Consider the following 14,408-nt stretch of genomic DNA (forward strand, 5'->3'; position numbering starts at 1 on the left):
CAGGTTGCCCGATCTTATGACGGGTTGACAGTAGGAGGCATCCGAGAAGCTGGTGCGCGCAACCCTGCTTTCGTAGGAGACCTCCCTGTTTGCCAAGCTGTTAGAATACCATCCCCCGAAGGAATCTCAAGTAGCAAGCAGATAACCGTTTACGTCCAATTTCGAGAGGCTGGCGGAACCAGGCAAGTCATAACGGTCAATCGCTGGGGTGCTTGCTTCCCCATGCCATCTGATAGCTGCGATAAAGCCCAGCAATTAGCCGGTTAACCGCTTCCGTATCCTGGGCAAAAAGTCGTTGGTTAACTTCCAATTCGATCCCCGCATATTGTCGTGGACGAAAGACTTTCCGCAGGGCTGACGTATGACCGTCTGATATCCCCCGATAGGGATAGTTCATCCGAATGCGAAACTCGGGAAACTCTTTCGTGAGTTCATCACGCCAAAGTTGACTGGCTTCCTGCTCTGGTTTTCGACTGGGATCGTATAAAAGGCCAATGTCGGCATGTCGGACCTGATCACCCAGTTGGGGCGTGAACGAATGGAGCGAAAGATGCCACACGAACGTCTTTTCCTCAACCTTTTCGCTGATCCACTGCAGCACCTCACTCCGAAAAGGGCGATAGTACGTCTGCAAAATCTCTTCTCGTTGCTGCAAAGGCAGCTCCCGGACAATGGGGGAAAAGATCACACGGTTCGACTCGGATCGATTCAGATCAACTAACAACCTGGTTACCTCGCTGTAAAGCAGCTTGGCTTGCAGCTTGCTAGCAAAGTACTTTCCTACCTCGAGCGTCCCGGGATCCCAACCCCGATGAGATTCGAGCGTCGCCTCGTGTCCGGCGAATAACGCAGCATACCGCTCCGGCACTTGATTGCCGGCATGCTCACAGGTGAGAAGGATCGTAGATTGCCGTTGCTTCATCAGGGATTCTTCAATTCACTTGGCCGAAACGAACGGCCCGTTGCCAGGCAATCGCATAGCGCACGATAGACCGGCAATAACTTGCCAGAGAGATCCCCGCTAAGGGAGGTCACGATGCGGCGTGCTAAAGGACCGTCATCCAGGATCACGTCCAATGCTTCCGCCGAGGACTTCTCGTGTAGCGGAAACTCGTTGGCCAAATAGCGCCACAACTGTCCGGCATTGCAGGTTCCCTTGGTCCAGCCAAATAGTTCTAAATAGCCGGGGTCGACGATCACCGTCTCTTCTGCGTCATCGACCACATTAAGAAGAATGTCGCGAAGCCGTAAGGTCTCGGCCGTCTTCAACTGGCGAAACGATACCCAGCGTTCGTCGGTCAACGCTTTGAGCACTTGAACTACTAACTGGCAGATTGCAACGTCCGCGGCCGGTTGTTCTTGCACGTCCATGACACGGATTTCGATCGTATTTCGCTGAAAGCGAGCGATCGCACCACGACTATTGACCCACTCCTGCCGCAGCACGCCAGCTAAGTCGAGGGGAGCCATGACGTCGTAGATCTCTTGCAAGATCTTCTGCTCGTAAGCGGCTTGCGTAAACACTCCTTCTGGAATGACCGAACCGGCGACCTGTGGAATTCGATCGGCGTTATGACGATAGGTCTCCAATCGGTGATCGAGTTCCGGGGTAAGCTGCCGTTCGCAAACCGGGCTACTGGCGGTCAGAGCAGGCAAAATCGGCAGTAGGACACGAATCGCAGCATGCAATCGACCGAACTCGTCGTCATTGGCAAACGGCAGATTCAAATGACAGCTTTGCAGGTTCGCCCAGCCATGCCCGCTGCAATTGAAGATCGCGTTGAATGCTTCGTAAACTTCGTTGTAACCGTGTGGCCACAGCTTCATTTCCACATCGGGACGCATCCAAGGATGCATCGCACTTGGCATCAAACGAGCTCCGATCGCTCCCAACTGCCGGTTGATGTCCTCGACATTCGCCTGAAAGCGGCTGGCCAAGCCATTCAAGCTGGAAACCGGACCATTTGTCTTGAGTTCAACCACATGCAGAGCCAACTCATTTGACCACGCGATGTCGTCCCGTTCGATTTCCTCGCTCGGATTCCCATCTTCGTCACGTAGTAACTGATCCGCGATCGGCGCAACATCAAGCGAGTTTTCGTGGACAATCATGTACTCTAGTTCGACGCCAAATGCCTCGAACAGAGGGATCTTTTTCCTTTCGGAATGAACAGGGTCGGCTAACATGCAGTTCGCAGCCTCGGGGGACGCTTTAGTACGAGTTACTTGGTTTGGCAGGTTCGAAGAACTTACGTTACTCGACACCTGCTTTGTGTTGTTCAATTCGCTTGACGAAGATCGAGACCATGCGGCGATACAACTCTTCCTTTAACACCGCATCCTCACAGCCGGCGTTGATATTTGGATTATCATTGACCTCAATGACGTAAAACTTGCCGTCCGATTCCTTCACGTCGACACCGTACAAGCCGTCACCTATGAGGTTGGCCGCCTTGAGGGCAACCTGAACTGCCTTCCGAGGCGCTAGTTCAACCGGTAACGTTTCCAGCTTGCCATACCGCCCGCGATTGGGTTGATCGTGGCGAATAATCTGCCAGTGTCCGCGAGCCATGTAATACTTACAGGCATACATCGGCGTACGATCGAAGACGCCAATTCGCCAGTCAAAATCGGTCGGCAGGAACTCCTGTGCAATGATCAATTCCGAATCGGCAAAGAACTCCTTCAACTTGACATCAAGTTCCGCCGGATCCTTCACCTTAACCACCCCGCGCGAGAACGCGCTGTCAGGCCGTTTCAAAACACATGGAAAACCGAGCGTCTCGGCCAGTTGATCGGCGTTTTCCCGATGAACGACCACAGTCCGTGGGACCGGGATCTTGTGGCGAGCCAATAGCTCGGCGAGGTAAACCTTGTTAGTACATAGCAAGATCGACGTCGGGTCGTCGATCACCACCAAGCCCTCGGCCGCCGCGCGACGGGCGAAACGATAGGTGTAGTGGTTCACCGCCGTCGTATCGCGGATGAACAACGCATCAAACTCGGCCAGACGTCCGTAATCGTCTCTTGAGATGTATTCCGTCGAGATACCCTGCTGAGCGGCTGCCTTGGCAAACTTCTGCAAAGCGACTTCATCAGAGGGTGGCTCAGGATCGTCGGGATTGCGGAGGATGGCCATGTCAAAACGAGTTTTCTTCGCTTTCGCCACACTGCGACGTTTTGCAAAGTGCTCGAGTGCTGTCTCCACAATGAACGGCCAGTGAGCGTCCGGAACATCTGAGGCTGAAATACCACCAACGCCGGTTAGCTGCCAGCGGTCTTTCTCCAACATGAACTTAGCGCGTAATAGTGGAGCCTGAAAAAGATTGAACAATCGCCAAGCGAGCGTGTCGTACCGCTTGGCCATGTTCTTCCCGAAGTAAATGCTCAGGGTGAACTTGTTCGATTTGATCGGAGCAAGCGATTTTTGGATTAGCTCGTCCAAGTCTTCGGTGATTAGACGAATGATGCTGCGAGTTTTCCAGTCCTGCATCGCACCGACACTGGGAACGGGTCGATGCCCGCGAGCTTCGGCCAGCAGTGAAACGTAGTATCCAACACTCTGATAGCGGTAGGTCTGGCAAAGGTTAAAAACCTTTGCCCCTCGCATTTCGCTGAATTGCGGTTGGGTAATATAGGCTTTGGGATCGACTACCGTAACGGCCGGGTCATCGCTGGGCCAGCGGTCGGTTTGGTCGGTCACAATCAAAATGGCCATGATGAAAATCCACACGCCGAAAAAGACGCGGTCTGGGGGTGCTTGAAGGGGATCAATTCAGACGGAAAGCTTGGGACATCATGCCCTCTTCCCCGATCCTGCTGAGGTACCGCTCTTCTTCGGCTCAATCACCAGCAGGTTGGAATCGTAAGTCAAGATGCCCAACAGGATCGAACACACCAGGCGATCGAAACTGACAGGATAGTGGTGCATTTCGCCCAGTGGGTTGGGCAGATAGGGATCGGCCACGTAGACGCGATCCTGGTTTTCGTTCATGCCGTATAAGACTACGAAGTGTCCCTGAGGCAGACCTCGCACATCGTCTGGGGTATTCTTAATGCCATGCTCGCGTGGACCGCTGTACAAGTAGGTAGAGCTTAGTCCAGTGAGAATGGGAATCGATTGGTGCAAGTAGCGGCTAATCAACATTGCATTCAAATCACGCATCTTGATTTTGCCGCCCAGACTCAAGAACTCGACGTACGCCTTACTGGCTAAGTGCAGTCGAGCCGCATCCTTCACCGCCATCTGAGACTCGAGTCGTTCGATCAGGTCGTAGCTCCGGCTAAACCAAATGGGATCGAAGACTTCTAAGTTGTAGGTATAGATTGTCGCGGAGAAGCCTCGCTTGAGCGCATCGATCCCCAACATGACACCCAAGGTCCCGCCCTGCTCTAAGCTGGGCACTTCTGAGATCAGGTGATGAAGGTCAAGATTCAGACCGAAATACTGGTAAACCGCATGCAGGCTGGTCGGCCCACAGGTCGTGTCATCCGGCTGCGGCAAGATCTCGAAATCGAACGGATGGGCCATCGAAGGACAGCAATCCAGTTAGCCGCACCGGGGCAGACCTTGGGGGAAGCTTTCAGGTCTGGCATGCCTCGGGCATGTGCTTTCGGAATTGTAGAAACCTACGTCATTTCCTAGCAAGGTAGGTTAGAGGAAATTTGTCGGTTGCGGGGAACCGATTTCCCGAATGCATTACTATGAGCCGGGGTCTAGGAAATCAATCAGCGACTTTTCGCGCCAGTGCCAGCTTGCCCAACTTTGCGGTGAGTCACCGTTGGCATCCCGCATCGTCTTGTCTGCCCCGGCTTCCAAAAGCCATTGGACTACCTCTGCGGACGCAAATGCCGCCGCACGATGCAGTGGCGTTTCTCCACGGGTTCGCACGTCGCGCCAAAACGCAGCCGTCTTCACACCGGGAATCGTTCGATGGTTCGGATCAGCACCATACTTAAGCAGATAACGGACTGCCTCGTGCGGTGCATTGGCAGGTTTGCTCAAACAGGCATGTAAGGCCGACTCACCGGTTGGGTCGCGAGTCGTGTTTGGATCGGCCCCGGCTTCCAGGAGCAGCCGCACGCACTCGGTCGCCCCCATGTAGGCAACTCCGCTAAGAACCGGAGCACCTCCCTCATTCGTTTGAGAATTGGGATCTGCCCCTTGAGCGAGCAAATAGGCCATTATTCCTGGCGTGAAGCACAAAAGGGGCCCGATGCCGTGCTTATCCTGGCTGTTCACATCTGCCCCCGACTCGACCAGGCGTTTCACTTCCGCTAGGTCACCAGCAAGGCTGGCCTGAACGAGTTCGGGGGAATTAAATCGCATGACTTAGCCTCAAAGGATGATCTACTCAATCCAATCACATCGTAAAACGAAGCAGAATAATGCCGGTGAGCGCCATTCCAATGGCCCCCAACAAGATGCGAAGCGCGAAAATGGTGCTGACTCCCGAAGATGATCGCAACCATAGTAGTGTCCGGCTGGATAGTACGTCTTCCGGCGCTAACCCGATCCCCGAAAGAATTGCCACGGTAAAAGCCACTACCCCGACGATCACTGACCAAATTATCTGCTCTGTATATTGATTGTCGTTCAGTGGCTCGGTCACGACCGTTCCATACAAGTAACTGATGCCGCCTAAAAGGCATGCCACAAGCACCGCGACCAGGGCTAAGAAACCTAGATATCGGACGGCACGATCTGCCTGGGCGGGATCGATTCGCTTGCCGATCGAGCCAGCCTCCGATCCAATTTTAAGAGCGATCTGATAAAGACTTCTCTTCAACAGAGACTTACTATCGCCCCCCATCGCGCCGATTGCCTTGACTTGTTTGAAGCGAAATGGCCTAGCCTCGCGTTCGCCTCCTCGAATTTCGCCAGCGACCTCTAATTTCGAGAAGCCTGCGAGCCCCGATAGGAGGTAGCGCAAGATCCGATTGCCCTCGTCGACTTTGACGAACTCCCCTTCGATTCGGTATTCAGCGTCCTCCTCGACGACCTGAAATCCTAGATCCTGGCAGTATTTGATCGTTTCGTCACGAAGGTTCTCGGCTAATTCCTGGGGTGACAGGACAGTGCACTTGAAAGCGGACTTGCGAATGCCGAAAGGCATAATTTGAATTTTCGGCGCATGACTCGGCGTGAACTCTTCCTGGGCCGGCGACTGAAAAGGATTGTCGGTGCTCATGTCATTACTTCGGGACAAACCATCAAGGCGAAAACCACCAGTCCGGGGGCCATCTCTGGAAGCAGAAGTCTAAACTGCCACGTTAACGTTGTCATCTAACGGAGACCGATTTTCGCGCCCAGGCCGATGCGTTGTGACCTAGCCGCATCCGACCTAAAATGGGATGTTTCATCCAATCTCCACTATGCTGAACTAAGAAACAGTCGATGCCTCGGAAAAGCTCGCGACTCAACTGGCTGCGTTACGCAATTGTCGCGACTTTCTGTGTGGGATTTGGTGCCCTTCTGGCTTGGCCTGCCTTCGAGGCAATTTGGACCGCCACTGCGGACGAAGACTTCGCGAGTCGCCAGAACCGGCTGGATCAAATTCAGTGGATCCAAACCATTCTTATTGCCGGGTTTCTGTACACGTGGTTTTTCTTTTTCGGGGCGACCGTAGGCAGCTTTTTGAATGTGGTCATTTGGCGAATGCCGCGAGGGGAAACTGTGGTAACCCGCCCTTCTCGCTGCCCCTTTTGTAGCACGAACCTTAAGTGGAATGACAACATCCCAGTCCTGGGTTGGCTGATGCTGGGAGGGCGTTGCCGGACATGTCGCTTACCAATTTCGCCTCGTTATCCCATCGTCGAGGCGATTATGGGCGCTATTTTCTTGCTCCTGCTGCAGTTCGAACTTCTAAGCGGCGGCGGAAACTTGCCAGGTATCGAGGCGGTTCGCCTCAATTACTCACGCGCTATGCTTGAATTACAGTTCGGCTTGATCGGGATTTATCTGTTCCATTGTTTTCTTTTTTGCATGCTGCTTTGCTGGAGTTTGATTGCGTGGGATCGGCAGCGAATGCCCCTCACCTTGGCCTTGCTGACATTTGGTGTCGGTTTTATCGGACCACTGATCTGGCCGAGTCTTCTGCCCGTTCGATCTGGCTTAGAAGGATTAGTCCGCTTTGATGACGCGGAGCGGATTTCCGTCTTCCTCACTTTGTTGGCGGGAATGCTGCAAGGCACACTTCTGGGAATGGCGATGCGTTGGTTCGTACCAAAGACGGACGCCGACGACGTCTCCGGCCGGTGGGGAATTCCGATCATGACGTTTGCAGTCGGCCTGTTTTTCGGGTGGCAGGCAGCATCGGTAATTGCGATCGTCGCGATTGCTCTCGCGATCGTAATCTCGCCAATCTTAAGAGCACGCGGACGTGTCGATATTGCCGGCGGACTCGAATTGTCGATCTTAGCGGCTAGCTTATTTCATCTTTTGTCTTGGAAGTTTTGGAACTCTTACTTCGAGGCGAATCCGCTGGTCGCGTGGGGCATCTCACTCGGCGTGACACTGGCCTTGGGAATGATTTTGCGAAAGATCACTTGGCGGGCATCGATCGACTTACAGCGATTTCGGAGAAACTCTGACGCAAACGCAACGAATTCGCCCGATCTGCAACTGCTTGCCTCATCCGGGACAATCCCGGACAATAACCAATAGACAAATGTGTTAGGCCCCTCTGCAGGGCAGTACTAACCTGGAACGCTTCTCCAGGGAGAAAGATATGAGCCTGAATATCATGCGGCGCATCAAGTTTTGCGCCGGGCACCGACTTCACAAACATGGCGGGAAGTGCGAGTTCTTCCATGGCCATAACTACATAGCAGACTTCCACGTCACGGGTGATCATGTCGATGCAGTCGGACGTGTGATCGACTTTGCCGAGTTGAAACGCTTGTTTAAAGGCTGGATCGACGAACACTGGGATCATGCGTTTCTGTTGAACGAAGCCGACGAAAACGGTATTCATGCCTTAAAGCAAGTTGTCCCGTGCAAGATGTACGTTTTGCCGAACAATCCCACAGCCGAAGGGATGGCTACTTATCTACTGGAAACCGTTTGTCCCAAACTGCTAAAAGGAACCGGCGTAAGCTGCGTGAAAGTCGCCATCTGGGAAACGGAAGACAGCTTTGCTGAAGCCAGCGTCGATTCACCAAGTAAGGTGCAAGACGAGGCAGAATGGTCGGAACCGATGGTTTCGTAAACCGAACCGAATCAGACTTCTCGCAGAAAGAGCCCCATGCCCGAAAGTCTAGCCAAAATTGGCATCGTTACAGTATCAGACCGTGCTTCGCGTGGCGACTACGAAGATCGAGGCGGTCCAGCGATTCGCCAATATCTGGAAGAAGTGCTTACTTCCCCTTGGGATGGAATCGCGAAAGTTATCCCCGACGAACGCGACGTATTGGCACAAACGCTGATCGGCCTTTGCGATGACGTAGGCTGCTGCTTGATTATCACCACCGGTGGTACTGGTCCCGCAAAACGCGACCTTACCCCTGATGTGACTGAACAAGTTTGCGACCGCATGATGCCAGGATTTGGTGAGTTGATGCGAAAGGTCAGCCTCGAGCAGGTTCCTACGGCAATACTTTCTCGACAAACGGCGGGCCTCCGAGGTACTTCTCTGATCGTCAATCTACCAGGGCAACCCAAGGCAATAGCCGAGTGCCTGGATGCGGTATTCCCTGCAATCCCCTACTGCATCGACTTGATGGAAGGGCCTTATCTCACAACGAACCCCGAGCGAATTGAAGCGTTTCGGCCAAAGAAGAAGTAGCGCTAGTTCTCGCCGAGGTCGAGGGACGACCATTCCCGGTCGCGAAGCTCGACCTTGGCTATCAGGCCAATCACCAGCAGAAAGAGGACCATCGCGATACCACAAACCGTGGCGAATATCGCGAGCATGCTTGGCTGTCCCACATCGAAGTGGCTGACGCTCATCAGTGCCACATAGGACGCGGCGAGCGAAAGACCAGCGCCAGCAGTCGCTAAGACTAAACGAACTGGATGAACGAACTGAAGTTGCTCTCCGTCCAGCTTCATGGCATGCATTGCTGCAAGACCGCAGATAGTGAATAAAAAGCCGTTGAAGCCGAACAGCACACTGATTGCGAGAAATGTTGGCCAGACACCTAGCACGGAAGAGTCTTTTCCCAACAAGATGAGAACGGCCAACAAACCGAACGTCATCACGAAGTGCAACGATGCCAAGCGAATGGCAAAGCGGGCTGCAAACGATATCGGCGACTTCGGTGGTACTTCACCGAGAATCCAATGATTGAGTTGGGTGCCAAATCGCATTCGCGAGGAGATCGTCGCATCGAGTTCCTGCCGTAACGCGGCTGGCTCGCCAAAACGATTCGCGGTCCTTTCGATTGCTGCGGTTTCATCATCATCTTTGGCGAACTCTTCGTCGTAAATCAACAGTAGCTGGGAAGACAGTTCATCCCGCATTCGCAGCTTGGTCGTCTTATCGCAGGGCAACGGGCGAACAACACGTTCGACTATTTTTTTGAGTTCGATATGCATCTGGCACCTCTATTCGGCTTGAAGCTTGATCTGCGACCATGGACGAAACCGAATGTCCTGGCGAGCTCGTAGGTACAACACGACCGCGAAGATCACGCTACTCATCGCGAGAACCAATAGAAACGGATCCCAATAACTCGCATGCCAGAAGCGGCCGGCAACGATATAGATTTGAAGCACTTCAGCTGCGCCCATCGACAGGCCTGCCAACAGACTCATTCCAAGGAAAAGCATCGGTCGCGCTAACCTAACGTCGCGTTCGGTCCACTCGAAATTATTTAATGCATAGTTGCCTAATAGCGTCAGTACGAAGCCTTCAATTGCACAGAGTACGGACGCGACGATCAACCATACCCAAATAGGTGCTGGCACGCCTTCCTGATGCCACCAAAGAGCCGTGGACAACAAGACTCCGAAATACAAGAGCACGGCAGCGCCGATATGCCATCCAACTCGAATCGCAAATCGCACGAGCGGCTCTTCTTCCTTTCGGCGCAGGAACCATTGATCCGCCGTTGCCCAGATGCGTTCGGAGACCATCACCGTTCGCTGGAGCTCTTCACGAAGTAGTTCAGGCGCACCAAAGCGAGCTTTGGCAAGTTCGAGAGCTCGCTCCAGCGGGGCACCTTCCCGTACCGCTTCCTCTTGATAGATCTGTTCAAGCTGGCAATACAAGTCTTCCCGCATTCGCAGTTTCGTAACTTTCAACGCACATACCGGGCGAACTACCTGTTCGACGATTTGCATTAGCTCGACATTCATGCCGTACCCCCAATGATTCCACCGACGACATTCACGAATTGCTCCCACTCTTGCCGGCCTTGGGCGAGCTGCCGGTGCCCTTTGCGAGTCACGGCGTAAATCTTGCGACGTGGGCCTTTGCGATCTTTCTGCGAATCGTCCCACTTGGCCTGGATAAGCCCAGAAGCTTCCATGCGGTAGAGAACAGGATAGATCGTCCCTTCTCGCATATGCAGCGCGCCCTCTCCCCGGTCTTGTAGTTTTTTGACGATATCGAATCCGTGGGCCGGATCTTGTTCGAGGATAGCCAAGATCATCGCCTCGAGATGACCTCGTAGACGATCTCCTTGAATCTGTTTCGCAGCCATTACTTGGTCTCGCTAGGTAGTTGACTCTATCGCTATTATGCGAGACTAGGTACTTCCGTCAAGAACAAAAAAAGAGCGACACGAAAAAATCGCGTCGCCCTTAGAATGATCGCGGGTCAGCAGCAACTACTTCATGGGTTGAAGCCCGATGCCGCCGATGTGAGCCTTGAGGTAATCAGGGCTGTTCAAGCGAGTCAACTGACGTTGAACATATTCTTTTCGTCGCACGATTTCCTTCTTCGTGGAATCAAGAGCATGGGTCGACTCGGCCAGGAAGTCATCGAGTGACTTCATGTGCCGTTGCCACAGCTCGATATCACGTTGCTGCTTCGTCGTGAGACGTTCCATGTACCAGTCGCTCGACAGAAGCGAGTCACGGGTGAACATCGCACGGAAGTCGGAATCGTGGACCGTTTTCCCTTCGTACGCCCCCTCGGCCATGATATGCAGTAACGCCTTGAGTGGCGGGCAAGCCTCTTCGATCGATCCATCATCGAGGTACCGCTGTGCGACACGCTGTTGCACTTCGGCGATGTGATTGATCCCATCGACGTAAGCGGCCATGTCTTGAGTTTCCGGCTTCAGAATCGATTCATCAAACACGCTTAGCGGATAATCAAATACGCGGCCGAAGAACATACGAACAAACGTCTTGGTGATACGGTAACCAAGACGGCTGCCAGGAATCATCTTACCTTCGTGATCGAAGTCGTCGATCTTCTCGAGCATACGCTGGCGAATAAGGAATTCAGGATCTCGTTCCTCCGGCGTCAAGCGACACCAGACCTCCGGAATGAGAAGACTGATATCGTGATCGACGCGGACGTTCGGACCGATATGCCCTGCGGCGGTCGAGAAGCCAGCGAGACCGGTCAAAATGTAACCGACCAAAGCCTGGTTCAAGTCCGCGGTGGGACGCAAGCAATTGAATGGCCCCTTCGTCAAAGCTCCTTCGCTACCAGCACCGGTTGTGGATGGGCTTTTGCCTGTAAGTGAGGCAATGAAGTCCATGAACAACTCAGGAAGTTCCTGGTAATGAATCGGACCGTAGACGGCCAGGCCACGGATCCCCGCTTCCTTGTCTGGCGGATTGTTACGACGCCCACACAGCACGGCGGAAACCGGCTGATAAAGCGGTTGGTCTGGCTTCAGCTTGCGATACAAGCGACATCCCATCTCACCAACATACTTCGGCAATGGGTTCTCCAGGTCAGGTCGAATCTGCAAGTAACGCGGGTTCTTGGTAGGCACGCCATCGACCAAGCGAGGATTCGCCGACGAAACGACATAGCTGTCATCTCCCTCCAGAAACTTAAACAGGAAGTCTTCCATCGGTTGCGTGAACTTATCGAAGTCGACCGCTTTACGCGCCATTTCATCGACATACTCGTGTGTCAACGCCTCGAAGTTCGAGATGAAATTATCAGGCGATGCTAAGTCGCTTTCGGTCTTCTTATCGAATCCGCGATGAATAGCATCGTCAGGACGCTGGAAGAGGCGATTTTCACAGTTAATCGTAAACTTCGAGGCAACGCCTGATCCGCCAGCCTCAAAGTCCTCTAGCATCGCGTTGGGAACGATCACTGAGGCGCTAATGTCGTCTTCTGTCTGCACCTTTTCCGATGCCATGAAGTCTTGACGCAGCTTATAGGTGCGCCAACGGCCTTCTTGATTGAAACCAACCCGCAGGTAGGTTCCCACCAGACGGCGATCAAGCACCTTTAATTCGTGCCCTGGGACGCCGTTGACAATATCGACACCAAAGTAGTCACGCCAGTTTTCACCCCATTCTGGCAGCATTAGCCGCTTGATAATGAAGACGATCGAAGTGATGTGATGCGGAATTCCTCGCAGCCACTCGTTGTATTCTTCGGTGTAATCAATCGAGGGTGTGAGCAACTTGATCACACTACCCAACGTGCGATTCGCGGAAAGAACCGGACGCGAAGGCCGGACAGAATAGTCTGGCTTTTTGTTGGAATCTGCCTTCCAACGATTCGAGTAATCTTTCTCGAAGATTGCCTCGACCATGTCCATATCTTTGTAAATGTCAGACACAAAGATTGGACCGTAAAGCGTGTAGTCAGTCAGCGATTTACTGATTTCACTCTTACCGCCGCCACTCACCGTGCATGGCTTATGACAGAACACGCCTTCCGCGGTCGAACCCACCAATCGCCAACTTGGTGCCGCAGGGTGTTTTTCCATCCGAATTTTGTAACCGGACGGCGCGATGTAGTAGTGATCTGGCAACAGGGGCAGACGATGCTCTTTCCCATCACGTGTCCACTTGATGCATTGTTCAAGCATGGTTGCCCGTGCGTCTTCTGGGATATAGAAGACTTCTGGATGCAGCTTATCGATTCCATAACCTTCCGGCTTGAAATCAATAATTTCGCCATAGTCTCGCTTCACGTCATCGATCGTGCGACCGTTGTAACGCTGGCTATTAACCTTGAAGTCATCTCCCAGGTTCCAGGCGGTGTACGCAATGCATCCTCCAGCGTGTTCTTCTTCGGTGTCGCCGAACAAGTTGGCCGCGTAGCTGATCTGCGTTTTGACTTCCTTCTTGCAATACCCGAAGTAGTTGTCAGCAATCAGCGTCACCACCACACCGCTGGCATCACGACAAGTCAGCTTGAATGCCTGGCCATCGTTGTAGAGTTCCTTGTCATCCTTCCAGCACATCGAATCTTGACGCTGCCGAGGCGTGGCATCGTCGTAGTGGGGTAGGCCCAGCTCCTTCTTGGTGTAGGTTCCCAAATGGGGAGCGAGAATGACGCACCCTGTGTGCCCTGTCCAATGTTCCACGTCGAGTGCAGCGTTGTTGCCGCTAATGTACGGGTCGCCAGCGTTGCCGAAAATCGATTCGACAAAGTCGAGGTTGCTAACCATCAAGCCCGGCACGAAGAAGCGAACTTCCATCGTTTTTTCTGGTGTCACCCCAGGGACTTCCGGACAAACGATCGGACGCAAAAGCAGCGAAACTGTGCTGTAGGCCGGATTGTCACAATCCGCAGTGAACGGCAACAGCATGTCTTCTTTAGGTGGGTTCACCGCAATCTGGAACATCTTCATGAAGACTTCCCGCGGTACAGCTCGTTTGTCGCCGGCAATCGGCAAACCACCTTCGGTAACGTGAAATGTTCCCTTGGTCGTACGACGATCATTGCGTGGATTGTGCAACACACCGTTCGCCACGCGATACGACTCGACTAATTCGCAAGTGAAAGAGGAGCGATTGACAGGCAGCGACAATTCACGAGCGACGCCATGTCGTTCCAACGTCAAACTTTGCCGTGGTAATTCCAGCGGCTTCTCAGGTTTCAGATCACGAAAATAGCGTTCGAGAAAAGCTTCGATGCGTTGATCGATGGGGGCTGGCTTGTCGTACAGCTTCCGCGACTTTTCGTGGTAATTCGCCAACAGGCCATGCGCGAGTCCGATGAACTCTGATTCACTCTCATCGACGGCAGGCGGCAATTCATTCGCGATGAGTTGCAAGTTGATGTAGCGAATCAGATGTTGCCGTTCCGTCTTCGGATCGACAACTTCGCCAGGCTTACGGATACCAAGTGCTTCTCTAAGGTCCATGGTCGCACCAAGTTCTAGGATCAGATGATTGGGTCGTTGCGTCGAAAGATCCTACCGCAGAATCGCAAGCCGGTCACGGGTCGCCGCACTGCGGCAAACACGAACGGAAGACGAAGCCACCTTAAGCAACCGCTAAAGGCAGCTGAATTATGGGGATACGAAAATTT

General features: G+C 53.3%; 13 protein-coding genes. 3 read left to right on the forward strand and 10 right to left on the reverse strand.

Annotated elements, in window-relative coordinates; translation table 11 throughout:
- Window positions 1–196: 196 nt before the first annotated feature.
- The 6 genes from C5Y83_RS09895 to C5Y83_RS09920 form a co-directional block, all read right to left on the reverse strand.
- The gene (locus C5Y83_RS09895; protein ID WP_105329509.1) at window positions 197–922 is read right to left on the reverse strand and encodes an N-formylglutamate amidohydrolase; all 726 of its coding nucleotides are present in this window, start codon (window positions 920–922) and stop codon (window positions 197–199) included.
- Window positions 922–2,187, reverse strand: coding sequence for a glutamate-cysteine ligase family protein (locus tag C5Y83_RS09900; protein WP_105329510.1), 1,266 nt, complete (start codon window positions 2,185–2,187; stop codon window positions 922–924). Before C5Y83_RS09900 ends, C5Y83_RS09895 begins: the two co-directional genes overlap by 1 nt.
- 67 nt (window positions 2,188–2,254) lie before the next feature.
- Complete coding sequence (locus C5Y83_RS09905; RefSeq protein WP_105329511.1) at window positions 2,255–3,718, reverse strand: RimK family protein; 1,464 nt, start codon at window positions 3,716–3,718, stop codon at window positions 2,255–2,257.
- 78 nt (window positions 3,719–3,796) lie between these two features.
- Window positions 3,797–4,531: a C39 family peptidase gene (locus C5Y83_RS09910; protein ID WP_105329512.1), complete on the reverse strand. Its 735-nt coding sequence runs from the start codon at window positions 4,529–4,531 to the stop codon at window positions 3,797–3,799.
- A 171-nt stretch (window positions 4,532–4,702) separates the two neighbouring features.
- Window positions 4,703–5,329, reverse strand: coding sequence for an ankyrin repeat domain-containing protein (locus C5Y83_RS09915; protein WP_105329513.1), 627 nt, complete (start codon window positions 5,327–5,329; stop codon window positions 4,703–4,705).
- 34 nt (window positions 5,330–5,363) lie between these two features.
- Window positions 5,364–6,191: a DUF4410 domain-containing protein gene (locus C5Y83_RS09920; RefSeq protein ID WP_105329514.1), complete on the reverse strand. Its 828-nt coding sequence runs from the start codon at window positions 6,189–6,191 to the stop codon at window positions 5,364–5,366.
- 206 nt (window positions 6,192–6,397) lie between these two features.
- Here C5Y83_RS09920 and C5Y83_RS09925 point away from each other — a divergent pair, with 206 nt between their 5' ends.
- The 3 genes from C5Y83_RS09925 (at window position 6,398) to mog (ending at window position 8,786) form a co-directional block, all read left to right on the forward strand.
- Window positions 6,398–7,666, forward strand: coding sequence for a prepilin peptidase (locus C5Y83_RS09925; RefSeq protein ID WP_105329515.1), 1,269 nt, complete (start codon window positions 6,398–6,400; stop codon window positions 7,664–7,666).
- Window positions 7,667–7,730: 64 nt separating this feature from the next.
- On the forward strand, window positions 7,731–8,210 hold the full coding sequence (locus C5Y83_RS09930) for a 6-pyruvoyl trahydropterin synthase family protein (protein WP_105329516.1): 480 nt from the start codon (window positions 7,731–7,733) through the stop codon (window positions 8,208–8,210).
- A gap of 36 nt (window positions 8,211–8,246) precedes the next feature.
- Window positions 8,247–8,786 (forward strand): molybdopterin adenylyltransferase, encoded by a 540-nt coding sequence (gene mog, locus C5Y83_RS09935; protein ID WP_105329517.1) that lies wholly within the window; start codon window positions 8,247–8,249, stop codon window positions 8,784–8,786.
- A 2-nt stretch (window positions 8,787–8,788) separates the two neighbouring features.
- On the opposite strand, the gene C5Y83_RS09940 is transcribed toward mog, so the two are convergent.
- The 4 genes from C5Y83_RS09940 to C5Y83_RS09955 all read right to left on the reverse strand — a co-directional run bounded on the left by C5Y83_RS09940 (window position 8,789) and on the right by C5Y83_RS09955 (window position 14,241).
- Window positions 8,789–9,538: a hypothetical protein gene (locus C5Y83_RS09940; RefSeq protein WP_105329518.1), complete on the reverse strand. Its 750-nt coding sequence runs from the start codon at window positions 9,536–9,538 to the stop codon at window positions 8,789–8,791.
- Between the two features lie 9 nt (window positions 9,539–9,547).
- Window positions 9,548–10,300 (reverse strand): hypothetical protein, encoded by a 753-nt coding sequence (locus C5Y83_RS09945; protein WP_105329519.1) that lies wholly within the window; start codon window positions 10,298–10,300, stop codon window positions 9,548–9,550.
- A complete protein-coding gene (locus tag C5Y83_RS09950) occupies window positions 10,297–10,647 on the reverse strand; it encodes a PadR family transcriptional regulator (RefSeq protein ID WP_105329520.1) in 351 nt (116 codons plus the stop codon). The genes C5Y83_RS09945 and C5Y83_RS09950 overlap by 4 nt, the downstream gene beginning before the upstream one ends.
- A gap of 126 nt (window positions 10,648–10,773) precedes the next feature.
- Window positions 10,774–14,241, reverse strand: coding sequence for a hypothetical protein (locus tag C5Y83_RS09955; protein WP_105329521.1), 3,468 nt, complete (start codon window positions 14,239–14,241; stop codon window positions 10,774–10,776).
- Window positions 14,242–14,408: the final 167 nt, after the last annotated feature.

The organism is Blastopirellula marina, from assembly GCF_002967765.1.
In the GTDB taxonomy this organism is placed as follows: domain Bacteria; phylum Planctomycetota; class Planctomycetia; order Pirellulales; family Pirellulaceae; genus Bremerella; species Bremerella marina_A.

Coding starts and splice junctions, on each gene's coding strand:
- C5Y83_RS09895 (WP_105329509.1), bottom strand. CDS start 922: ATGAAGCAACGGCAATCTACGATCCTTCTCACCTGTGAGCATGCCGGC.
- C5Y83_RS09900 (WP_105329510.1), bottom strand. CDS start 2,187: ATGTTAGCCGACCCTGTTCATTCCGAAAGGAAAAAGATCCCTCTGTTC.
- C5Y83_RS09905 (WP_105329511.1), bottom strand. CDS start 3,718: ATGGCCATTTTGATTGTGACCGACCAAACCGACCGCTGGCCCAGCGAT.
- C5Y83_RS09910 (WP_105329512.1), bottom strand. CDS start 4,531: ATGGCCCATCCGTTCGATTTCGAGATCTTGCCGCAGCCGGATGACACG.
- C5Y83_RS09915 (WP_105329513.1), bottom strand. CDS start 5,329: ATGCGATTTAATTCCCCCGAACTCGTTCAGGCCAGCCTTGCTGGTGAC.
- C5Y83_RS09920 (WP_105329514.1), bottom strand. CDS start 6,191: ATGAGCACCGACAATCCTTTTCAGTCGCCGGCCCAGGAAGAGTTCACG.
- C5Y83_RS09925 (WP_105329515.1), top strand. CDS start 6,398: ATGCCTCGGAAAAGCTCGCGACTCAACTGGCTGCGTTACGCAATTGTC.
- C5Y83_RS09930 (WP_105329516.1), top strand. CDS start 7,731: ATGAGCCTGAATATCATGCGGCGCATCAAGTTTTGCGCCGGGCACCGA.
- mog (WP_105329517.1), top strand. CDS start 8,247: ATGCCCGAAAGTCTAGCCAAAATTGGCATCGTTACAGTATCAGACCGT.
- C5Y83_RS09940 (WP_105329518.1), bottom strand. CDS start 9,538: ATGCATATCGAACTCAAAAAAATAGTCGAACGTGTTGTTCGCCCGTTG.
- C5Y83_RS09945 (WP_105329519.1), bottom strand. CDS start 10,300: ATGAATGTCGAGCTAATGCAAATCGTCGAACAGGTAGTTCGCCCGGTA.
- C5Y83_RS09950 (WP_105329520.1), bottom strand. CDS start 10,647: ATGGCTGCGAAACAGATTCAAGGAGATCGTCTACGAGGTCATCTCGAG.
- C5Y83_RS09955 (WP_105329521.1), bottom strand. CDS start 14,241: ATGGACCTTAGAGAAGCACTTGGTATCCGTAAGCCTGGCGAAGTTGTC.